The sequence below is a fragment of the Pseudomonas migulae NBRC 103157 genome, assembly GCF_002091715.1.
Taxonomy (GTDB): domain Bacteria; phylum Pseudomonadota; class Gammaproteobacteria; order Pseudomonadales; family Pseudomonadaceae; genus Aquipseudomonas; species Aquipseudomonas migulae_A.
Window position 1 is genome coordinate 26276 of sequence record NZ_BDAG01000037.1, and the last position, 22102, is coordinate 48377.

At 57.5% G+C, this 22102-nt stretch carries 22 protein-coding genes; 7 read left to right on the forward strand and 15 right to left on the reverse strand.

The genetic code is table 11. The features are described 5' to 3' along the window. Positions 1-11: 11 nt before the first annotated feature. The 8 genes from PMI01S_RS23720 to PMI01S_RS23755 all read right to left on the reverse strand — a co-directional run bounded on the left by PMI01S_RS23720 (position 12) and on the right by PMI01S_RS23755 (position 7343). Positions 12-1001 carry a DUF535 family protein gene (locus tag PMI01S_RS23720; RefSeq protein WP_084322576.1) on the reverse strand — a complete coding sequence of 330 codons (990 nt, stop codon included), beginning with the start codon at positions 999-1001 and terminating at the stop codon, positions 12-14. 7 nt (positions 1002-1008) lie between these two features. Further along, entirely contained in the window at positions 1009-1986 is a 978-nt protein-coding gene (locus tag PMI01S_RS23725) for a glycosyltransferase family 2 protein (RefSeq protein ID WP_084322577.1), read from the reverse strand. A 5-nt stretch (positions 1987-1991) separates the two neighbouring features. Then, positions 1992-2543 carry a serine O-acetyltransferase gene (locus PMI01S_RS23730; protein WP_084322578.1) on the reverse strand — a complete coding sequence of 184 codons (552 nt, stop codon included), beginning with the start codon at positions 2541-2543 and terminating at the stop codon, positions 1992-1994. A 7-nt stretch (positions 2544-2550) separates the two neighbouring features. Next, on the reverse strand, positions 2551-3507 hold the full coding sequence (locus PMI01S_RS23735) for a glycosyltransferase family 2 protein (RefSeq protein WP_084322579.1): 957 nt from the start codon (positions 3505-3507) through the stop codon (positions 2551-2553). After that, positions 3504-4115, reverse strand: a complete 612-nt coding sequence (locus PMI01S_RS23740; RefSeq protein WP_084322580.1) for an acyltransferase — start codon at positions 4113-4115, stop codon at positions 3504-3506. The genes PMI01S_RS23735 and PMI01S_RS23740 overlap by 4 nt, the downstream gene beginning before the upstream one ends. 75 nt (positions 4116-4190) lie before the next feature. Then, positions 4191-5654, reverse strand: a complete 1464-nt coding sequence (locus PMI01S_RS23745) for a GMC oxidoreductase (RefSeq protein ID WP_084322581.1) — start codon at positions 5652-5654, stop codon at positions 4191-4193. Continuing rightward, positions 5651-5845 (reverse strand): hypothetical protein, encoded by a 195-nt coding sequence (locus tag PMI01S_RS23750; RefSeq protein ID WP_084322582.1) that lies wholly within the window; start codon positions 5843-5845, stop codon positions 5651-5653. The genes PMI01S_RS23745 and PMI01S_RS23750 overlap by 4 nt, the downstream gene beginning before the upstream one ends. A gap of 121 nt (positions 5846-5966) precedes the next feature. Beyond that, the gene (locus PMI01S_RS23755; protein WP_084322583.1) at positions 5967-7343 is read right to left on the reverse strand and encodes an oligosaccharide flippase family protein; all 1377 of its coding nucleotides are present in this window, start codon (positions 7341-7343) and stop codon (positions 5967-5969) included. Between the two features lie 95 nt (positions 7344-7438). Here PMI01S_RS23755 and PMI01S_RS23760 point away from each other — a divergent pair, with 95 nt between their 5' ends. From PMI01S_RS23760 to galE, 3 genes are read left to right on the forward strand one after another with little or no spacing between them, the layout of a single operon-like run. Beyond that, the gene (locus PMI01S_RS23760) at positions 7439-8965 is read left to right on the forward strand and encodes an O-antigen ligase family protein (protein WP_084322584.1); all 1527 of its coding nucleotides are present in this window, start codon (positions 7439-7441) and stop codon (positions 8963-8965) included. 5 nt (positions 8966-8970) lie between these two features. Further along, positions 8971-11586: a glycoside hydrolase family 5 protein gene (locus tag PMI01S_RS23765; RefSeq protein WP_174602686.1), complete on the forward strand. Its 2616-nt coding sequence runs from the start codon at positions 8971-8973 to the stop codon at positions 11584-11586. Between the two features lie 45 nt (positions 11587-11631). Continuing rightward, entirely contained in the window at positions 11632-12609 is a 978-nt protein-coding gene (gene galE, locus PMI01S_RS23770) for a UDP-glucose 4-epimerase GalE (RefSeq protein ID WP_084322586.1), read from the forward strand. A 43-nt stretch (positions 12610-12652) separates the two neighbouring features. On the opposite strand, the gene PMI01S_RS23775 is transcribed toward galE, so the two are convergent. From PMI01S_RS23775 to PMI01S_RS23800, 6 genes are all read right to left on the reverse strand, one after another. Further along, the gene (locus PMI01S_RS23775) at positions 12653-13384 is read right to left on the reverse strand and encodes a CpsD/CapB family tyrosine-protein kinase (RefSeq protein WP_235864468.1); all 732 of its coding nucleotides are present in this window, start codon (positions 13382-13384) and stop codon (positions 12653-12655) included. Positions 13385-13452: 68 nt separating this feature from the next. Next, positions 13453-15015 carry a GumC family protein gene (locus PMI01S_RS23780; RefSeq protein ID WP_084322588.1) on the reverse strand — a complete coding sequence of 521 codons (1563 nt, stop codon included), beginning with the start codon at positions 15013-15015 and terminating at the stop codon, positions 13453-13455. Between the two features lie 21 nt (positions 15016-15036). Next, the gene (locus tag PMI01S_RS23785; protein WP_084322589.1) at positions 15037-16152 is read right to left on the reverse strand and encodes a porin family protein; all 1116 of its coding nucleotides are present in this window, start codon (positions 16150-16152) and stop codon (positions 15037-15039) included. A gap of 26 nt (positions 16153-16178) precedes the next feature. Next, positions 16179-16736 (reverse strand): polysaccharide biosynthesis/export family protein, encoded by a 558-nt coding sequence (locus PMI01S_RS23790; RefSeq protein ID WP_084322590.1) that lies wholly within the window; start codon positions 16734-16736, stop codon positions 16179-16181. Between the two features lie 364 nt (positions 16737-17100). Continuing rightward, the gene (locus PMI01S_RS23795) at positions 17101-17598 is read right to left on the reverse strand and encodes a hypothetical protein (RefSeq protein ID WP_084322620.1); all 498 of its coding nucleotides are present in this window, start codon (positions 17596-17598) and stop codon (positions 17101-17103) included. 282 nt (positions 17599-17880) lie between these two features. Beyond that, a complete protein-coding gene (locus PMI01S_RS23800; protein ID WP_084322591.1) occupies positions 17881-18708 on the reverse strand; it encodes an AraC family transcriptional regulator in 828 nt (275 codons plus the stop codon). 134 nt (positions 18709-18842) lie between these two features. Between PMI01S_RS23800 and PMI01S_RS23805 the strand changes: the two genes are divergently transcribed. The 4 genes from PMI01S_RS23805 (at position 18843) to PMI01S_RS23820 (ending at position 20760) form a co-directional block, all read left to right on the forward strand. Further along, positions 18843-19361, forward strand: a complete 519-nt coding sequence (locus PMI01S_RS23805) for a carboxymuconolactone decarboxylase family protein (protein WP_084322592.1) — start codon at positions 18843-18845, stop codon at positions 19359-19361. Positions 19362-19390: 29 nt separating this feature from the next. After that, a complete protein-coding gene (gene grxC / locus PMI01S_RS23810; protein ID WP_084322593.1) occupies positions 19391-19642 on the forward strand; it encodes a glutaredoxin 3 in 252 nt (83 codons plus the stop codon). 228 nt (positions 19643-19870) lie between these two features. Continuing rightward, positions 19871-20272, forward strand: coding sequence for a hypothetical protein (locus PMI01S_RS23815; RefSeq protein ID WP_084322594.1), 402 nt, complete (start codon positions 19871-19873; stop codon positions 20270-20272). 203 nt (positions 20273-20475) lie between these two features. After that, positions 20476-20760: a DUF3303 domain-containing protein gene (locus PMI01S_RS23820; RefSeq protein ID WP_084322595.1), complete on the forward strand. Its 285-nt coding sequence runs from the start codon at positions 20476-20478 to the stop codon at positions 20758-20760. A gap of 41 nt (positions 20761-20801) precedes the next feature. Here the strand turns inward: PMI01S_RS23820 and PMI01S_RS23825 are convergent, their stop codons facing one another. Then, positions 20802-21863 (reverse strand): hypothetical protein, encoded by a 1062-nt coding sequence (locus tag PMI01S_RS23825; RefSeq protein WP_084322596.1) that lies wholly within the window; start codon positions 21861-21863, stop codon positions 20802-20804. Between the last annotated feature and the right edge of the window lie 239 nt (positions 21864-22102).

A 22102-nucleotide genomic window follows, 5' to 3' on the forward strand; every position in this document is an offset into this window, starting at 1 on the left:
GGAACCCAGGCTTAGTGGTCGTTGCGGAGGGTTATTGCTGCCGGTGATTCCACAGTCGCACGGTGATCAGAGGCGTCACGCTGTTTGCTGTAACTGGCTGACAACACGCTGTCTATCCTTCTGAACGTGTCATCCAGAAGCTCGTAGCGCCGGCGGTACATGGCACGTTTTTTTGAAGCGATACTGTCGAGCGGCTTTCTGGACGGCTCCATCGGAATCTCAAAAAAATCTTCGCGCTCCGAAGGCGTCGCGCCGTGCTCCAACCAGATCACGTCGTAATTTGCCGCCAGCTCCTGAGCCTTTTCAGTACCGAAATACGGATGACGATGGTGGCGATAGCCATCCCCCACTGCATAGATTTTTTCAACGCCGAGGTTAATGGCCAGGTATTTGATCACTTCGATCAGAAAGCTTCTTGGCCGCAACCCTTCAAAGTCTTTTGTCAGGTCCCTGTAGATGCTCAACGACAGATCACTCTCCACGCCTTTGTGTATCCCTTGAACGGCGCCGATGAAAATACATAACTCAGTGTCCGTGCGGCACAAGGTGAACGCGATGGATGCGATGCGCAGATCCCCCTGAAACAGATTCAGTACCAGCTCCCCTTCCCGCATGAACCACGTCGGGCGATCCAGCACAAGGAAACAACCCGCGGAGAATGCCGACAAGTCACTCAACACCAGACTTTCACTTCGCCCGAACAGCAATAATTGCGGGCAGCTTTTGGTGATGACCTCGTAATGCGAAGCCAACACACCCAGTCTGTCCTGAGCGTTCCAGTTTTTACTGATGTAGGGCCAATGAACGACACCGACACAATCGCCCCCCAACTTCTCGACACCGGACTTGCCCAGGGCGTTCGACATGCGCCCCAGAAACACATTGAGCCCCGACCAGTTCTGTCCAATCAAAACCAATAACTCAAGCTTGTTTTTCAGGGCTCTTAACGAATAGCCCGCGTGCAGGGAAAACACGTTTTTCAATAGCAGCCAATTATTCATGGACGTCTCACTTGTATTCGATCAACGCGGTTTTGCCGGTGCCGAATCTGTTCAGAAGAAACTTGGCTTGTCCGAGCATTTCGGGAAATTTTCCCAGCACGAGGAATAGAGCCAGCAACCAGTTTTCGCGCGGTGATCTACCGCCCCGGCGAGCCAGGCGCACGACTTGCAAAGGGTAGACCAGCAGCAGAAGCAGCCCTGACCAGCCCAGCATCAACATGGCGATCACCGTCGCCAGCGGCACACCCAAGCCCCAGAACCAGGCACGACGCGACTCCCGTAGCCAATGTTTCTCCGGTGCAGCCCCATGCAAAAAAGCACCTTCGGCGAAGGCATGGCCACCGCGTAATGTACGCCGCCACCACTGGCCGAAGCGGGTCATGGCCGCATCGTGCAAAGTCATTTCCTCAGCCAGACGCCAGACCTTCCATCCATTCGCCCGCAGGCGCACACACAATTCGGGTTCTTCCCCGGCGATCAGGTCCGCTCGAAACCCCGACGCTGCGGCGAAGGCATCCGCCCGCATCAACGCATCGCCACCACAGGCCTTGGCCTCGCCTATCGGCGTGTCCCATTCCAGGTCGCACAACAAGTTGTAAATCGAGCGCTGCGGAAACCGTTCGCGGCGCCGTCCACAGACCACCGCCACCTCAGACCGGGTATCGAGAAAGGCCTGTGCCCGGGACAACCAGCCTTCGACAACCTCGCAATCACCGTCGACAAACTGTACGTAACGCATCGCCGGCAGCAGACGTTGCAGGCGGGCAAACCCTTCATTGCGCGCGCGGGCCGCCGTAAACGGGATCGACATATCCAGCTCGACCACCTCGACCCCGAGCGCCTTGGCCATCTGCACCGAATCGTCCGTCGATCCAGAATCGACATAGACCACCTGCTCCGCCGCGCCGACCAGCGAAGCCAGGCAACGCTCAAGCCGCAGGCCTTCGTTGCGACCGATAACAACGACACCCATGCCGATCGCCATGGGGTTCACTTGGCGTCGCAGTCGGATGTGTCCATGGAGCTTGCTGTTGCTTCTGCCGGCTGCCTTCTCTTGATAATCGCGGGTACACCCACTGCCACCGAGTCATCCGGTACATCGGTCAGCACCACGGCATTGGCACCAATCACGACATTGTTACCAATGCGGATATTGCCCAGCACCTTGGCCCCGGTGCCGATATCAACGTTATTGCCGATCACCGGGGCGATCGGTTCATTCACATTCTTCAGGCCCACGACCACGCCATTGCGGATCCGGCAATCATCGCCGAACTGTGCATACCCACTGATGATGATGCCGCCGAAGTGATCGATGACAAAGTTGCGTCCGACCACGACTTCACAGGGCAGCTCGATACCCGTAAGGATCTGCACCAGTTTGTAGAGCACTTTGTAAATAAGGGAGAGCAGCTTGCGCAACAATGCCGGCCGCACGCCGTAGCGCCAGCGGCCGAAGCGATAAACCAGCATCACCCAGAAACCCTGAGCCCCCCAATCACCCGCGTATGCACGCAAGTCCGCACGTATGTTTTCGAACATGAGGGTTCTACCGTGTTGGTTGGGTAGCGAATTTGGTCTCGCGCAGCAGCGCCCAGGTGGCACGCGCATGTTGCCAGCATGCGCCGACGGCGGCTCGGCCACGACCTTTCAATATTGCCTTGAGCGCCAGAATCAGATCACCCAGGCACACCAGAAACATATGCAACACCAGGCCAGACAGACCGTGGTGCTTGCGGAAATACAACAGCTCGCTTTCGATCTGCATTTTGGGTATCTGTCGACTCACCGCATTGAGCTCGACGACCGTCTTGGCACTTTCTCCGCCGATATGCACCACCGTGGTGTCCGGGTAGAAAACCACCTTCCAGCCGGCCTGCTTGACGCGTTTGCAGTGATCGACCTCCTCGTAATAAAGGAAGTAGCGCGGATCGAACAAGCCCACCTGGTCGATGACTTCACGGCGGATCAGGTAATAGCAGCCAGGGACCCAGTCGCACTCTCGGACCGAGGCGTGATCCCATTCCATGTCGTCGACCCTTTTCACCACCGGAAAAAAACGTTCAAGCCCGGTACGCGAAAGGAAGACGTTCAATGGCGTCGGAAAATAGCGACACGAGGGCTGCAGATCCCCCTCTCGTCCAACCAGTCGAACCCCGAGGACACCGCAATCCGGATGAGCTTCCATGTAATCGAGCGTCTTGTTCAGGGTGTCTGCGGCAACGAAAGCATCGGTGTTGATGAGCAAGGCGTACTTGCCCTGCAGGTGCTCAACCAGTTGATTGTTGGCACGACCAAAACCCACGTTTTTTTCATTGGCCAGCAGCAACGCTTCCGGACAAACGCTTTCCAGGCGCTCCAGGGATTTATCGGCCGAGGCATTGTCCACGACCAGATAGCGCGTGGGCTCCGCACTGTTGGGCTGGCGCAATGCGTCAAACATGGGCTGCAACAGCTTCTCGGTGTTGTAGTTGACCACCAGTACATCAAGGGCGGTATGGCTCATTTTGGTGGCTCGCCAAAAAAGTACTGCACTCGCATTTCCGTAAGCTCCGACTCCAAACCTGGATCATAGGAACCGCTGCGCTCTCTGATCACGTCCATCCACGGATAGTCGTTGCAACGCGACTCGAATTTTTTCATCAGCTCTTCGACGGTACAAAAAACTCTCGCCGGATTGCCCCCGACCACGACACCCGGCGGGACATCCTTCCTGACAACAGCACCTGCGGCGACTATTGAACCCGGCCCTATAGTCACGCACGGCATGATGATCGCACCATGCCCGATAAAACAGTTGTCACGGATGTCGACCGGGCCGACAGAATCAAGTTTTACGTTGTAGAGAGTGGAGAAGAAAACGGCTCCATCGTGACAGAACAGCGTGCAGTCCGATAAAGCGATGTTGTTGCCCAGGCGCACCAGCGAAGGGTCAGCGATATTGCACCCGACATTGATCCACACATTGCTGCCGACAGAATGCAGCGATCCCCAGCGCGCCAGATATCGAGCCCACTCGAACCCGTCAGGATTACAAAATCGTTTAAAGAGCCAGCGTCCCCGCCCCGTTTTGTTGACGTAATAACTTACAGCACGCCTTGCCAGCCCTATCATCCTGTCAGCCTCACAAATCCTGCGATTCTCGTCCGTGCCAGAGCCAGATTCACCCCGGTTTTTTTGATTGTAGTATCAGGAATATCTGCTCGCCGGCCCCCCTTGATGATTAAGGTGATCTGCCAGCCTCAGGGCAAGCTGTATAAGCGGCATGGTCGGATTGCTTGCACCGGCTGTAGCGAAAACGCTGCTGCCCGCGACGTAAAGATTGTCAGTGCCGAATACTTTGCAGTTCTCGTCGACCACGCCGGACTCAGGCGTCGAGGCCATCCGTGTAGTCCCCATATGATGCGCGTGGGGCGCCACTTTCAGTGGCACAGCGGCGTCATACACGTACTCATCCAGCTTGACGAAGCCCAGTCCCGTTTCGGCAAAACACTTGGCCACCTCCAATCCTATGGACTTGATGGTATGCCTGTCTTCGGGGGCCAGCTCCCAATGGATGTTGACCTTGCGCATCCCCAATGCATCGCGCTCCTCAAGCAAAGTGAGGCGGCTGTTGCGGTTGGGAAACTGTTCGATCAGGGTGGTAATCACCCCATCCCCTGGGCAATTGAAGCGGGTAATAAAATCGATCTTGTGCGCCAGGCCGACATCGCAGGCGAGGTTCTCCAAAAAGTCCTTGACGGCCGCCGCTCGCCCATAGGCCTGCACTTGCGCCAGAAGCGCAGCAGACACATTCCCTTTGCCTGACTGAAACTGCGCAACGAACGCATCGCTCGTGAAGTACTGTCGAGGCTCGGTACTCTGCCCCTCTCCCAGGATGAAAGTCCCCAGGTCGAGATTCAGGTGCTCCATGAAACATCTGCCGACGAAACCGTCCTTGCTGACGACACCGGCGGAGGCCAGCGATTCGCTGTTCATCAGCTGCCTGGCATTCTCGATGGCGCCCGTTGCCAGAATGAACTGTTTCGCCGTCACTCGCTCTCGGTGCCTGTCGTAATCCGACACAACGACGGAGGCGATGCGGCCGGTCTTGTCATCAAACTCAAGATCGACACAGTTGCAATTGATGAAGACATCGAGCCCCTCGGTCTCTTGAAGATCCTTGGCGTATTTCTGTGCAAACCGCGTCGGCGGGCTCAGCAAAAAACGATCCGCAACAAAGTCGTTGCCATCCATGGACGCATTGATGGCCTTGAACCCCGAATCCGACGGGAGATCCACGATGGCCATGGCCGCTGGCAGATAACGCTCGATCTCGGAAAACGCTATGGGCCAGCCGGGAATATTGACGGGAGGGGCCACGTCAAAGTCTGACTTCTCGAAAGGACGGCAACGCCCCGCCCAGTGGTTTGAGGTGCCGCCAAGAAAGCGCAGGCGTGTTAGTTCGGCGTAGACATTCATGCCTGTCGAGGTGCAGTTGTAGAGGGTTTGCGAGGGCTGCGAATATTCGTGCCCCCCGCCCTCGATCAACAGCACGCGCCGACCATTCCCGGCCAGGCGCAACGCCAGCGTGATGCCGGCCGGCCCGGCACCGATGATGCAGAAGTCATAGCGCTCGCGGAGTTCTTTCTGCGATTGGTAATCCTTGATCATGTGCGCGTTTGCCGGAAATACTGGGCAGGCAACACCCAGCCGTTGACCACGACAAACCCGTTTTTTTCAGAAGAAGGCGGAGCAAGGAACGAGGACAATCCAAATGTCATCCCCCCAAGACTCAATACTGCAAACGCCTGGAGGAAATCTCTGCGCCCCATCACAGAGGTATTCAAATCAAGTTCACTCATGATTCAAAGCCCCACGACATTAAGATTGCGTTTGTATTTTCAGCTACACATCAAACCCCATCACTCCCCCGAAGGATGATGTTGCGCCAAGGCGTGAAAGCAGCAAGTGACCTCGTTCAAATCAAAGCCATTCGGCAATGCCCAGCACCAACTCCCCGCACAACACCCCGACCAGCAACATCGGCAACACAACAAGCTCGCGTTTGAGATCGAACAGCCCCACACGACAGTTCACATAAACAATTAGCACAAGTGTAGGAAACGTATGCAGCGCAACACCCCAAATCGCATACTTCACGCCGCCCAGGGCCAGCAGCAGCGGCAGCAACACCCATAACGAGACGGCACGAATGATGTTATCCATGGCCTGGTACTTCGTGAGCCCCAAGGCGAGCCACGCCTGATGCGCCACGCCGTAGCGCAAGGTGAAGAAAGACAGCGAAAGGATGGCCATCATGCTGCCGGCCTCGGCATAACGCTCATCGTATAACCAGTGGATGATCAGTGGGCTGATGACCCACAACAGTCCGGTGATAAACAGCAAGGCGATGTCGATAATCAGTTTGAAGCGGTCATACAAAGCGCGGAGCCGCACGGTGTCATTGCTTCTTGCCGCCTCGCCGAAGGCTGGCAACGCCACGGCGCCGACCAGCCTCTGCACACCGAGTGTAATAGCCCCCAGAATCAGCACGGCAATGGAATAGACACCCAGTTCGGCGGCCGACATGCTGCCGCCGAACCAGATGCGATCGCCATTCATGGCCAAAACGCCCACCGCCGACGACAACAATATCCAGCGCCCGAAGACGACCAGCTCCTGGAGCGCGGAACGATCCCACTGCAGACGATTAGGCGGGCCCTGAAACCAGAAATGCCCCAGAAGCGTACTGACCAGAGCGGAGATCAGACCCGCCCCCACCAGCGACCAGATAGACCGGGTGAAGTAACCGATAACCAGCATCACCAGCAGGCCGGCAATCTGCGACGCAAACTCGGCGAGCACGACTTTCTTCTGCTGAAATGCGCGAACGGCCACGTCGACTTTGGTCGACTGAAAACCATAGATGATCGCGGACAAACCGGTCAGGGCCAACACCAGCGGCAACTCGGGTGCAGCATAGGTGGATTCGGGCGACCACAGATGGATGCTCTGCGCAAACCAGGCGAAACCTGCGAGCAGAAGTGTTGCGGCAAACAGGACAAAACCGCGCACAAGCTGCACGGTCCACACGGTATTGAGAAATACCGGGTCGTCACCTCGCGGGCTCTGGATAATGTTTTGGCGCAAGCCGACATCGGAGAGCAAATGGAGGATCACCGAAACGGTGGTGGCGATGATCATGATGCCGAACATCTCCGGCATCAGCAGGCGAGCCATGATCAGGTTGCCGCCCAGGCGCATGGCTTGAGAGGTGACAAGTGCTCCGAGATTCCATGCCCCGGCGAATATCGCTCGCTTGCGCAGGCTCAACGATGGCGATAAATCAATTGAAGGCATAACATCAATCCCGGACGCTGTGGCACGAACGTTACTATAGCCGCAATCAGGCAATCCACTATGCTTCGCTCACCATTCAATAAGTTCATGAATTCATGCCTGAGCATATACGCGCGCTAATCGTCATTCTGGTTCTTGCCGGCACGGTTTTTACCCTTGCCCGCCAACCAGCAAAGGACCTGATCCCGTACAACGGCTTCACACGTCGCCGCAATCTGTGGTTCGTGTTGACCCTGCTGGTGTTTTTCGCAAACAGCTTCTGGGTGTATGCCGCCGTCGCCGCTGTGGTGCTGACCGTCGCACAAAGACGCGAGCGCAATCCCGTGGCGCTGTTCTTCATGTTGCTGTTTCTCATCCCACCGGCGTCGGCGCAGATTCCCGGCTTCGGCGTGATCAACTATTTCTTTGATCTCAACCACATCCGCCTGCTGTCTCTGTGCGTCTTGCTTCCAGCGTTTTTCGTGCTGCGCAGGCAAGCGGACACCTTGCCTTTCGGGCGCACCTGGCCTGACAAATTGCTGGCCGGCGGCCTTGCGCTGACGAGCCTGCTGTTGCTGCGCGAAACCACACTCACCGACACGTTGCGCCAAACGGTCTACATGTTCTTCGATGCTTTTCTGCCTTACTACGTTGCCAGCCGGGCCCTGAAAAACCTCAGCGACTTCAAGGACGCCCTGTTGGCCTTTGTCCTCGCCGCCATGGTGTTGTCCATTATCGGGCTTTTCGAGTTTGCCCGGAGCTGGCTGCTCTACAGTGCGCTGACGGACGCCCTGGGCATGCAATGGGAAATGTCCAGCTACTTGAGCCGCGGCGGTTCGTTGCGCGCCAGCGCCACCACCGGCCAGGCCATTGCGCTGGGGTTTGTCGTCAGCGTGGCTCTCGGCCTGTACCTGTTTTTGCAGGAAGGTGTGCGCAGCAAGCTCCAGCGACGTCTTGGCGCTATCCTGCTGGCTGGCGGACTGTTCGCGCCGCTGTCACGTGGCCCCTGGATCGGGGCCGTCGTCATGATCATAGCGTTCATCGCCACGGGGCGACGCGCTGCCAAACGCTTGATACTGCTGGCGCTCGCCGGCGTGCTCGCCCTTCCATTGCTGGCCATCGTGCCTGGCGGGCAGAAAATCCTGGACCTGCTACCGTTTATCGGCACGCTCGAAGTAGAGAACATCACGTACCGGCAACGCTTGTTCGATAACGCAATGATCGTTATCCAGCGCAATCCCCTGTTCGGCGCTTTCGACTTCCGCAACACGCCGGAAATGCAGTCCATGATTCAGGGCCAGGGCATCATCGATATCGTGAACACCTACATCAACGTGGCGCTGCAGGTCGGGTTGATCGGGTTGGCTCTGTTCGTGGCTTTTTTCGTCACTGTCCTGCGGGGCATCCGCAAGGCGATGCGTTCGTTTCCCGACAAGGACGATGAGACGCGCCGGCTCGGACGCGCGCTCCTGGCGACACTGCTCGGGATCATGGTGACTATCGTGACGGTCAGCAGCATCACGTTTATCCCCGTGGTGTATTGGTCGGTGGCCGGGCTAGGTGTTGCCTATGCCCAGATGGCTCGCAAGCTCAAGCAAACCTCGACCGCAGTCACTGCGAGTGCCCACCTCCAACTCCGGTAATGCCAATGACCACTTTGTTTCGCCGCACTTCGATGCTGCTCCCGGTTTTGCTGTGCGTTGCGATCTGGCCATTCACGACCCGGGCGGCGGACTGGGTCGCCAGCGTGGATGAACTCACCGGGTTGCCCATGCTGGTATACGGTGGCAATCCTGTCGTTGCCTCAAAGTTCGAGTTCTGGGAGAGCAACTGGGGCTGGACGAATTCTGTCAGCCGGTTCGAGGTCAACTCCCCCTACAAATACACCCTGACCGGCCAGAACAAAACGCTGGACTTCGACCTGACGGCGCAGATTCAGAAGGAAGGCGAACAGACGCTGACCTGGGACTTTGACCTGGATGCACACAGTGTGAAGTCGGGGGTAATGGGTGGGGGCATCACCTTCAATTTCGACCCTGCGCTTTTCGACGGAGAGATGGGCAAGCCGGATTTGCTGCCCGGTAACCGTGGCTGGTCGTGGGGCAATGCACAAGGTCGACGCATCGAGATGCGTTTTGAACCGGCACTGGCGAGTGTGTACTTTGAGCCCGGCAGTCAATCCGAGGTGCGGGCCTTTTTCTACAAGAATTCAATCAAGCCCGGTCGCCAGAATGTCAAAGCCACCTTGAGCATTTCCGGTGACATGACGCTTGGCCCCACCTCGACAGAACGCTTTGGCCTCACGGACCCGAAGAGCTGGCCGGATGACAAGGTCGACATCAAAACCTCCCCGGTCGATCTGTCCTTTCTCAACGCAAACGAAAAACCTGCCGGCAAGCGCGGCTTCGTCAAAGCGTCCGGCGAACAATTGATGTTCGCGGACAACACCCCGGCGCGCTTCTGGGGCACCAACATCACGTCCTATGCGTTGTTCCGAACGTCCGACGATGCAATCAAGCAACAAGCCAAACGCCTGTCGGCGCTGGGCTTCAATCTTGTGCGACTGCACCACCATGATTCGCCTTGGGTCAGCCCGAACATTTTTGGCGACCGCGACCAGACGCATGACACTCAACGACTCAGCGCAGAATCGCTGAAAAAAATCGACTGGTGGATCAAGTGCCTGAAAGACGAAGGCATTTATGTATGGCTCGACATGCACGTCGAGCGAGCCCTTACGGCGAAAGACAACATTTTCGGCTTCGAAGAACTGCCGAAAAACGAGCAGAACAACGCCAGCCTCAAGGGCTACGCGTATGTAAACATCACCATCCAGCAGGCAATGAAGCGCTTCACCGAAGCCTACATAACCCATGTAAATCCCTTTACCGGCCTCGCCTATAAAGATGATCCGGCAATCGCCGCCGTGCTGATCACCAACGAAAACGACGTCACTCAACACTTTGGTAACGCCCTGTTGCGAGACAAGGGAGTCCCCAAGCACTGGGAGCTCTACAAGAACCGGGCCGATGCCTTTGCCAGCCAGCACAACCTATCGGCGGGGCTCACCTGGCGTTCGTGGGAGCATGGCCCCGCCAAGCTGTTCCTCAACGATCTGGAACAGAGTTTCAACACAGACATGATTCAGCATCTGCGCGCATCGGGTGTGAAGGTACCGATTGCCACCACCAGCAGTTGGGGAGGCGACGGCCTGAGTTCCTTGCCGGCCCTGACGGCCGGCGACGTCATCGACGTGCACAGCTACGGTGGCGGTGGGCAGCTGGAAAAGAATCCGCTCACCAGCGAAGGCATCGTGGACTGGATTGCCGCCGGCCAGGTCACCGGCAAACCGCTGACCGTCACCGAGTGGAACAACGAACCGTTCCCGACACCTGACCGCCACTCGTTGCCACTCTATATCGCCGGCACCGCCAGTCACCAGGGCTGGGACGCGCTGATGCAATATGCCTATAGCCAGCAGCCGCTCGACGGCGGCTGGGTGACGGCCGACAACTGGCATGCCTACAACGATCCCGCAATGTTGGCCACCCTGCCCGCCGCCGCCCTGCTCTATCGCCGCGCCGACGTCAGCGAAGCCAACACGACTTACGTCTTCGCACCGACGCCCGACACCCTGTTCAACAAACCCGTCTCACCGGCCAACTCGGCTTTGCTGCGTACCGCCATGGAGAAAGGCAAGCTGCAAATCGCCATGCCACAAACGCCGGAACTGCCCTGGTTGCAGCCGGGCATTATCCCGAGCAATGCGCAGGTGTTTCATGACCCTGACCAATCGTTGCTGGACGCCAATGCCAGCGAATCCACGACCGATACGGGTGAACTGAAGCGCAACTGGAAACAAGGCATCTACACCATCAATACGCCACGCACCCAGGCTGTCACCGGCTGGATCGGCGGCGAGTCGATCAGCCTCGGCAACATCCGGGTTCAAGTGAAGACCGCCAATGCCAGCGTGGTGGTGCAAAGCCTGGACGCCGCGCCTGTCGCTCGGTCGCAGGACCTGCTGATTTCTCTGGGCACCCGCGCCATCCCCAAAGACGATGACAAAACACCTTTTTATGTCGAGCCGCTCGAAGGCACGCTCAGCATTCAGGGACCGCCAGGTTTGACGCTGTACACACCAGGCACGCTGGCGCAAATGAAGAAGTTGCCCGCGACCTACGTTGACGGACGCTACACGATCAAGTTCGACGGCGTGCAGGCCTTCAATTGGTTGTTTTTGAGAAAAAGCGCTGCTCACTGACGGTACAATCCGCGTTTGCTCAGCAACAGTTTCCAGGAGGACAGGATGAATTTTTTGGTGGTCGGCGGCGCAGGTTATATCGGCTCGCACATGGTCAAGCATCTGCTGCGTGCAGGTCACGAACTGGTGGTGGCCGACAATTTTTCCACGGGGTATCGCGACGCCTTGACCGGCGGAAAACTGGTTGAACTGGACATTGCCGACGCGCAAGCCCTGGACACCTTGTTTGCCGCACACCGCTTCGACGCCGTGTTCCACTTCGCCTCGTTCATCCAGGTCGGCGAATCCGTCACTGAACCGGCCAAGTATTACCAGAACAACCTGGCCGCTACCCTGACACTGCTACAAGCCATGGTTCGCGCGAACGTCAAGCACTTCATCTTTTCCTCGACCGCCGCTGTCTACGGCGACCCGGTGTATGTGCCGATCGACGAAGAACATCCCAAGGCGGCGATCAATCCTTATGGTCGCAGCAAATGGATGGTGGAACAGATGCTTGAAGATTTCGATCGCGCGTACGGGCTGAAGTCGGTTTGCCTGCGCTACTTCAACGCCGCCGGAGCAGACCCTGAAGGGCAGCTGGGTGAACGCCATGAACCGGAAACCCACCTGCTGCCATTGATCCTGCAAGCCGCCTCCGGCCGGCGAGCGAGCATCACCGTCTATGGCCGCGATTACGACACGCCAGACGGCACGTGCATTCGCGACTACGTCCACGTTACCGATCTGGCCGCCGCTCACGCACTGGCCGTGGATTACCTGTTGGCCGGTGGCGCAAGCACGGCATTCAACCTCGGTAACGGCCAAGGGTTCTCGGTACAGGAAGTGATAGACACTGCGCGCCGCGTGACCGGTCAGGACATCTCTGTCAGCGATGCGCCGCGCCGTGCGGGTGATCCACCACGCCTTGTGGCCGATCCCCAAAGAGCCTGCTCGCTACTTGGCTGGCAACCGCAATTTGCCTCGCTGGAACAGATCGTGACGCACGCCTGGAGCTGGGAAAAGAAACACCCCTGGCACTGAAGTCGGCGCTCGCCAATGGCGCCGACCGCTTGAGGATAATGCGCTAGTAGTACGAGCGGTTTTGCGGCTCTGCTTTGTTCAGCACGGTGCCGATCAGATTGGCTGTCCCCAGATGATGAAGGCTTTCCTCGATCTCTTTCCGGTTGTTCATGCCGTTGGCGACCACGAGCAGGACGCAGTCGAATTTAGGCAGGACGGTAATGACATCGTCCGAACTCAAGATGGGCGGCAAATCGAAAATCACGATTCGTGAGTTGTAGCGTTCGCGTAGGTCACTGATCAAGTGGCTCACTTTGGGCGATGACAGCACCTCGGTGGAAAGAGGGATCGCCTTGCGGGTCGGCAGAACTACAAAGCGCGGCAAGGTCGGGTTGACCAGAACCTCTTGCAGCTCCGCTTCATCGACCAGGTATTCATTGAGCGACTTCTCCATCGACAGCCCCAGGCAGGCACCCACGGTCGGACGGCGCAAGTCGAAATCCACCAGCAATGCCGTTTTGGTGGTGTGATGAGCGATGCTCATGGCCAGGTTGATCGCCAGTACCGTCTTGCCGGCCTCCGGTGTCGGAGAGGTGATGGCGAGCGTGCGCCAGCCATTTTCCTCCATGACTTTGAGAACTTGCGTACGCAGCAGATCGAAAGCCCCGCCCATATTCGAGTTCTTGTTGTACGCCACAATGCGGTTGCGCTCGAGGTGATCCGGCCGCAAAGGAACAACTTTGGTTTGCACATAACTGAGCGCATTCAGACTTGAAGATTGCGCGGTGGCTGTCATGGCTTTTGACGAGTTCTTGGGCTCGGTGTTTTCGGTATCGGGCTTGATAATTTCCATGTCTGTATTCCTTACGCAAACCGACCCAGCGTTTTGAACGCCAGCTGATCCAGAGGCATGTAGAGGAAGTGCACGAGCACCAGAAGGATCACGAACAGCAAAACGGCGCACACGATCAGGCGCGTTCGCCACTTCTTGCGGAGTTCCAGCTCGGCCATGGTGTGAATGTAGGGAATGGAAACCAGTACGCGTTTGCCCAGCACACTGGCCAGGGCTTCAGCCCCGCGCACGCGCGAACTCAACATTTCGAGAAGCATCACCAGCGCGCCAGCGCCCACCGGGGCAAGCACGAAGCCCATGGCGACCACTTTCTTACGGTTGGGCCGGATCGGCTTTTCAGGCATCAGCGGCGATTCCAGGAGAACAAAACGCTCGGCCTTGTTTTCCTGTTCCAGGGCTTCGGAAATTCTTGCGTTGATCTCTTTGGCGCGCATCTCCTCATATTTCTTTTTCGCGTTGTCATGGTCGCGCATCAGCGTGATCAGGCCGCGTTCGACTTGAGGTATTTCAATGATCCGCGCCTCGTATTCAGCTATTTTCTGCTGCGTCTGCTGCTTCTGATCGGCCAGTGACCTGATACGAGTCTCAGTGGCGGCGATCCGTGCCTGAGCCTTCGCTACATCCATATTGACGGGCACTGCCCCACTCCCCGCCCCCGACTTGTTCGCCTCAAGTGCCGCAATCTTGCGTTTCACTGCACGCACATCGGGGTGGGCTTCGGTATACAGCGTCTGCAAACGGGCGTACTCCGCCTTGAGGCTGCCCAGATCCTGCGGTTTGTCAGCGGCTACACCCAGCGTTCCAGGCTTCGTCGCCCCGCCGGTATTGGCAGCGATAAGCTCCAACTCGTTAAAACGCAATTCCTCACGGGCCGCCTTGTAGTCACGGTCGACGTCTTTGAGGTCGTTTTCGGCGCGCGTCAACATGTTCGTGAGCAATTCCCGATTCTCGGGCAGCGCGTCGCTGTGCTCCTCCTTGAATTTCGCCACGCGACTGTCCTGGGCATTCAGGGCAACCTCGAGCTTGTCTGCCTCCTGCTTGGCGAACTCTGTGTTTTCATTGGCACGCTCGGTGCGCTGCCTGATGTTTTCATTCAGGAACAGCGTCACCAGTTCGTTGGCCACCTGGGTGGCAATCTCGGGCTGGCGGTGCTCAAAGGAAAGGCGAAACGCAATCGTCACTTCCCCGCGCCCCTTGACCGCGGCGCTGACCAGGGTGACGCCAATCGCATTGCGCATTTCGTCGATTTTCTCGGAAGCGCTCAAATTCCGGCCAGTAGAAAACAAATTGTATTTGTCGATGATCGCTTTCAGGTTCTCTCGGGTCATCACACGCTGGCGAATGACTTCGATGCGCTCATCGGCAAAGGTGCCGTTGTTGGCCGCGACCAGCTCAGGCGAGATTTGCTGCGACTCGATCAGAATCGTGCCGGAAGATTCAAAGGTGGGAGGGAGTGACATCGCGACCGCAATGCTGATGCCAAGTATCGCCGCGCAACTGACGATCAGCAGCACCGCATGGTGCTTGATGATTGCAATGTAGTCGTTGACCGACATTTCGTATTCAGTAGTCATAGATCATCACAAAGCTGAATTTCAGAGACCGGGGTAACTATAAGTCAAGGTCAACCCGACGACATTTGCGCTGGCATCCGGCAAGCTGTCCTGCTTGCGTTCTTTGTAAGTGAAGAATAGGCGGGCATTCCAAAAAGGCGAGAGTTCCTGACTGACCCAGGCGCTGTAATTGACCAGGGTATTGGGCGTCTGCCCCTTGGTGTCTTGCCAGGAAGCATCAAAACCGGTGCGTCGGGTTTCATCGATGAGGTAACTGACGGAGCCTTTCAGGCTATCGGCCTCGACGAATCCACCGTCCCCGCTGGCGACGGTGCTGCGGCTGGCGTCGAAGCTGGTTTCAAAGCGCTCACCGGTATACTGCAAGTTTACCCCGCCCTCCCCTGTGGGACCGTCCCCCGTGCCGGAGACTTGATTGACGCCCGCGTACACCGACCCCTTCAATGCCTCGGAGACCTGGAAATTCAGGCCAACCGTGGGGGTGTAGCTATTCGAGGACGACGCTGCGGTCCCCTCATCCGGCTCATAACGCCTCACGCCAACACGGGTGAACAGCTCGACCCGCTCGCTCCATGCATAGGTCAAAGTGAAACGGCTTGCCAACTCGTCATAGTTGATCAGGGTAGGAATGTCGTAAGTGACATGAGTGTAGTCAGTTTCGTTGAGCAGGGTGGTTCGCTCGCTGAGCGCACTACGCCAGTTGCCACCCACGGTATAAAGCTTTTGCGTGCCGTCGGAAGCCACCACGCCGGTTTCCTGAACCTCGGTGGAAAGCGTTGAGCTCTCTTCATAGCGGGCCGTGAGTCCATAACCACCGGTTTCAGTCTCGCGGTGCCACCCGAATTTAAGCCGGGGGTCTTCACGGTCTGACACGATGTCGGTATCGGACGAACGCACGACATACACCCCGAGACCGAACTGGAACTCATCCCGTCCGGAAGTGCCGACAAGGCTGAGATCGGGGGCGATGATGGTGCGGGTCACGCCCTTTTCATCACTCGTCAGCAACAAGGGGTTGCTGTCGTACTCGACAGTCGAAGGCACCGCGATTGCTGTTTGCCAGGTAGCCGCATAGGCCATACCCGAGCACGGAAGGATGAGGATTGCCGTGGCAATTCCGGTAGTTCGAAGCGCAAGCAAAGTAATCCCTAGTGCATCGCGCAAGGCTAAGGCACGACCAGCGTATCGCCGGCTTTAAGTAGAAAGTTGGTGGACATGTCATCCCCGGACATCAACTTGCTGTAGTTGACGCGCAGGATCTCTTGCTTGGTCCCGTTGAGTCGCACGACCTTGATGTCATCCTTGGCGGCGAATTTGTCGAGACCGCCCGACTGGCTCAATGCCTGCAGCACTGACGTTTGACCGGACATGTGCACAGGGCCGGGTTTCACGACCTTACCCTGCACGTACACGAGATTGCCTTCGGTGCTCGTAACAACGACGCTCACCTGCGGATCGGGTATGAACTTTACAAGCTTGGCGGCTATTTTCTCTTCGACTGCGGTGGTATCGAGTCCCGCAACATCGACCTGCCCTGCCAGCGGGAAGGTGATGCTTCCATTGGGAAGAACGATCACATCCTGTTTGAGCTTGTCTTCGCCCCAAACAGACACATTGAGCTTGTCGCCCGGACTCAACAGGTATGCCGCGTCGTTTGCAACGGCACTGGAAATGCTGGGCAGGACAGCCAGCGCGCAGACTACAGGTAACCAGAAACGTAACATCGGGATCCCTCCGCCTAAGTAGCCTTGCCAAGAGTTTCACACAAAAACGGGGGCAAATCACGCTCGCAGATTTTTTCGCCCAGGCCCCATTCAACGAGCATTTTTTTGCGGCTGGCGGGGGGCATTTTTCGTCGACCCGACGTATCAATTAGCTGCAGGACGGACTGTAGTGAGGGAAGTTTTTTAATTAACAGTAACTTGTCGTTAAACATGTTGCCCCCGATGTTTGTACGCCAAATTAATAGCACTCTGTTCAATAGAGTCCGTCATTCAGCCACTACATCGCCCGCCACTGACACATCAAACTGACATCAATCACTAGTATCAATGCGCCACTTAATCGTCAGTAAAAACAATCTGCTAGCTACACCTTCCGGCGGTTGGCGACCATAACGAAACCGAACAATGCGGACGAAAACAACCAGGCAGCAGCAGACAGCGGAACTGCATTGGGTTGATGGGTGAAAGCATCAGCTCCCCCACTCAACACTTTAGTCTGAGTTTCTAAATCTGCCGCGAAATTGTCAGTATTTAGTTGCGCCATTAATCCGTCACAGGAAGAACTATTGACGGTTACGCCCGCCTTGGCGACAGTGTTGATTAGACTGTCGAGTTGATCTTTTGCAGTATCAACCGAGGAAATATCGCTGACCGGAACCGGCGCGCCATGGCCGGTTGCAACAGGAGAAGGGGCACCGGCCTGCACTTCGACGACCTTGCCCGTTTTTGGACCAGCCCCTGCGCAGGAATCGGCTATGCGGTTAATTTCATGGGCCAAATTGGTCACGTGAGCGTTGGCAATGGCCGCACCACTAAAGAGCACACAGAACAAAACGGATTTGATAACCAGTGATGAACGCATGATGACCGCCTCCCTGCACACAGGGTTTTCCTGTTATCGAATGAAGGATTCGTTACCCAGTTACTTGGAGCCTATAAGCACATCGCCATTACGTCAATGGTCTGTCACCACAATAAATAAAAATAAAACCCTATGGAGAATGGCGTCAAAATAACGCCAATAAATGCCTTTCAATCCAGCTCTCTCTATTCATGTGAAAGGGCTCAAGCGTGGGCATGAGTGCCCTGTCTGAGGCATTAAAAACCGGACTCTGCACCTCGCCGAATGGCCGACGACAAAAAACTACCGTTCCTTCCCGTTGCGCATCCATTCACGCGGACTGACGCCGGTCTTGCGCCGAAACGCCCGAGCCAGTGCCGAAGGACTTTCATAGCCCACCTCATCGGCAATCAGTGCGATGGACTTGCCCTCACGCAAACGCTTCTGCGCCAGACTGATGCGCCAGCTCACCAGATAATCAACCGGGGTCTGCCCCACCACCTGACGAAAGTATTCGGCGAAGCTGGCCCGGGACATGTTGGCCGCCGCTGACAACTCAGCCACGGTCCAGGCGTTGCCGGGGGTGTCATGCATCAGGCTCAACGAGCGCGCCAGGCGCGGGTCTGCAAGACCGGCCATCATGCCGGTTTTTTGCTGATGGTTAGCCAACAGGTGCCGCAGCAACTGGATGACCAGCACTTCGAACAGACGGTCCATCATCGCTTCGCGACCGCAAGTACCGCCGAAGGCTTCGTTGAAAAGCCAGTCCAGCGTACCGGTCATGCTCGGTATTTCATCGAGGCCCAGCACCAGGTAATCGGGCAAGGCTGCTGCCAGCGCATTGCCCGCTCCGCCATCGAAGGTCAGAGAAGCGCACACCAGTTGTGTGTCAGACGTTTCAGCGGCAAACAAGCGATGACGGAAAGGCCGAGGAAAAAAAATCAGGGTCGGTTCGTTGAGCTGGATGTCGCGCTCATCGGCCAGTTTGAGAGTCAGTTCACCGGCCTTAAGCAAATGTAGGTGCCCATATGCCTGCTCACCGTCAAAACCCGTGGTGCCGCAGAATGTGCCGCTGTGGAAGGTTCCGGCACTGACGCCGAAATGGCTGAGCAACGTGGACAAGCGATCCATTGGCAGGCTCCCGAGTGCAAATTTGGACGATCTGTCGCATATCCTCGACGATTTGCACCCAATAGACCAGTCCTCGTGAATAACATGGACTCCGTACCCAGCGCACACCGCGCAGTCATCTACGGAGATCCACCATGAGCCGCATCAATACCCTGAGCCTTGAACACGCCACCGACACCACCCGCCCGCTGCTTGAAGGCGTGCAGAAAAAAATCGGCTTTCTGCCCAATGTCTTCAAGACGCTGGCCCATGCACCTGCGGTGCTTGCCTCTTATCTGCAACAGTCGGCGACCCTCGGTAAAACGTCGCTGAGTGCCGTCGAGAAAGAAGCGATCTCCCTCGCCACCTCTCAGGTGAATGGTTGCGACTATTGCCTGGCGGCCCACACCGTGTTTGCCGGCAAGGCCGGGTTGTCTGCACAAGACATCCTCAGCGCCCGTGACGGCCAGCTCAATGCGTTCGCCACCCTCGCCCGACAAATCACCGAAAGCCGTGGCCACTTGAGCAGCGAGCAGATCGAAGCGGCGCGGGCGGCTGGCATCGACGACAGCAAGATTGTCGAAGTGATCGGCCATGTGGCGTCGCAGACCCTGACTAATTACCTCAATAACGTTGCCCTGACCGAGATCGATTTTCCGGCGATCGCTGTTTGATCAGGGCTTTCAATTCAGGAGGAACGCATATGAACACTGTGACGCTCTACACCACCGACAATTGCCCTTATTGCCGCAACGCCAAAACACTGCTTGCCAGTCGGGGCATTGCGGTTCGGGAAATTAACGTTCAATCGGAACCGGGGAGGTTCCAGGAGATGCTCAGCCGAAGCGGACGACGCAGCGTGCCGCAGATTTTTATTGGTGACACGCATGTTGGTGGTTTTGATGACCTCGCCAAACTTGATCGTCAGGGAGGGTTGTTGTCGATGCTGGCCTGAGTCGGAGTTGGCGGGCTTTTTGATGGGGTATATATCCGTTGCTGCGTTACGGCGGCGATGGAGGTAGTCACCGGTTGACGGACAGGCTCGGTGCGTGACGGGGCAGATCAAAAGCCAAAGCGAGGCGGCCTGAAAGCCGCCTCGCGATGCTGTGGCGAGAGTCGCCCCCTCGAGCACACCGGCGATCCCTATGGGCAAACCAGCACACCGCGCTCTATGATTGCCCCCATGACGACCTCGCTGCCGATCCGCCAACCCTGCCCGCCCGGTGCCTGCATCTGCGAGCGCGAACCGCTGCTGGAAACACCCGGCGCGGACTTGCGCATCCTGTTTCTGACCCGCGCCGAGGAAAAGCGCCTGATCGAACGCCTGGAAAATCTCCAGAGCCTGAGCGACCTCGAACGGCTGCAGCAACGGATGTACGAGCAACTGGGCATCCGGGTAGAAGTCGCCCCCGGTTTCAACGAGGTCCGCACCATGCGTGGCATCGCCATCACCATCGCCGAGCTGCCCGGCCTGTGCCGCAAAACCCGCCAGGCCATCCCCACCGCCATTCGCCGCGGCCTGGAGAAACGTCCGGAAATCGCCTACGAACTGCTCAACGCCAACGACCTGTTGCGCGATGCCTGACGATCAGGCGCCGCGATCAATTCCAGACGCAATAAAAGAGGATCAGCGGTCATACGCGAACCGCCGCGCGCTGCTATGCCTTCTCAAGGGAGCAATCGTTTCAGACCCGACAGGATGACGCGGGAAACAGGCGTGGCCGTGGTCCCGGCGCCAGCCAGGCGCGCGAAGAGCAACAGGTGCCAGTCCGTAGCAGGAGGTGGCAAATGTTATTCATGGTCAGTTGGTCCATCAGTCCGCAAAACCGTAACACCGTGATCAAGCGTTTCATCGAGACCAGAGGAGCTCCGCCCTCAGGCGTCAAGATGCTGGGGCGCTGGCATGCCGTTGGGGGTTCGAGGGGCTTTGGCATCGCAGAAACCGATGATGTCGTACAGATTCAAAAGTGGGTGCTGCAATGGAGTGACGTAATGAGCATGGAAGTTCATGCGGCGCTGACCGATGAGCAAGCTGCGCCGCTGCTGGCGGCGGCAGTCAGCGGCCAGCAATAGTCGTTCGGGGCGGCGAGTGCTACTCGCCGCCCGACACCCTGTCAGCGCTTCCAGCACTCTGAATATCGTGCACATACCCCGTACTGCCGATCCATTTGCGCCATCCGGTCGAGGTGGTGGTTGATGGTTTCGAGCAGCAGGTTCTGGCTGGTCTGGACGTAAAACTTCGTCATCGTCTTGCGCTCCTCGGACGCCACAAAGTGCGTGGGCCTGGACGCCTTGTCCTCAGGGTGTGCCCATTGTTCCAGTTGCTGATCCGTCAGACGTTGCAGGCGCAGACGGTATTTGTCGCTGTAACGCTTGAACGTTTCCGCCTTGTTTCCCGCCGCTTCTTCATCAAAGGCAATGAGGTTCTGGCGGTACAGGGCCCAGTAATCGTCCGGCAGGGTAAAACCCAACTTCGCCTTGCGTTCGGCAATCAGTTTGTCGAGCTTTTCCGGCGTGAAGCGCGCACTGCTGTCCTTGGCCGGGTCCGGCTTCATCTGCGCGATGGTCGCACTGTCGAAGATCTGGTCGATCAACATCACCCGATGGGGCGTGTCGGGCAGCACGGGCGGAAGTATCGGGAATGACGTGCCGCGACCGACACAGGCAGGCAGGCCCTTGTCCATGACCGGCATCGGCAACCGCACGTCTCTTCCATCGATCCGCTTCAACTGATTCAACAGCACGCCGCAACGGCCGTCGCGCAGATTCAGCGTCACCTCGTATTCGGCATTGCGCTCGGGGGCCAGGCTCAAACTGGTGACACACACCCAGTTGCTGCCACTCGTGCCCAGGTGCAGGTAATTATCCTGATCGGGTTTGACCTTGATCTCCAGAAAGCCCTTGGCATCGGCCGGTGGCGCGACACTCATGCCCACCCTGCGCTCGGTATCACGCGCGTACAGGTTGTTGAGTTCACCGGTGACTCGCCCCTCACAATGCTCCGGATCGTAGTAGTAGAGCTTCGCATTGCTGGTGTTGGCAATGAAGCGCACCTTGGCGGCATCGGGCTCGGTGGCATCGGTGTACGTGTCTTTGACGGCGCAGCCGCTGAGCACAGCGGACAAAAGCGCCGCGACAGCAATGGCGCATGTGGAGCGATTGGAGGAAACCGGCATTGGATCGTCCCTGACGCGAAGGCTATGGAAAGCGCGCGATGCTACTAAAGGGCCACTACCGTGTCCATCGCGCCAATCTGCGCCTACCCGTGGGGCCGGAACCGGCACCGGAGCATTCGTTGACGCAGGGTTTGAACTATCGGTTCTAAAAGCCGGACCGGGGCAGGCGCAAACCTCGCGGGCATCGCAAATCAAATGTGGGAGCGGCGGTGCGGCGATCCGACTTGCTCGCGAAGGCG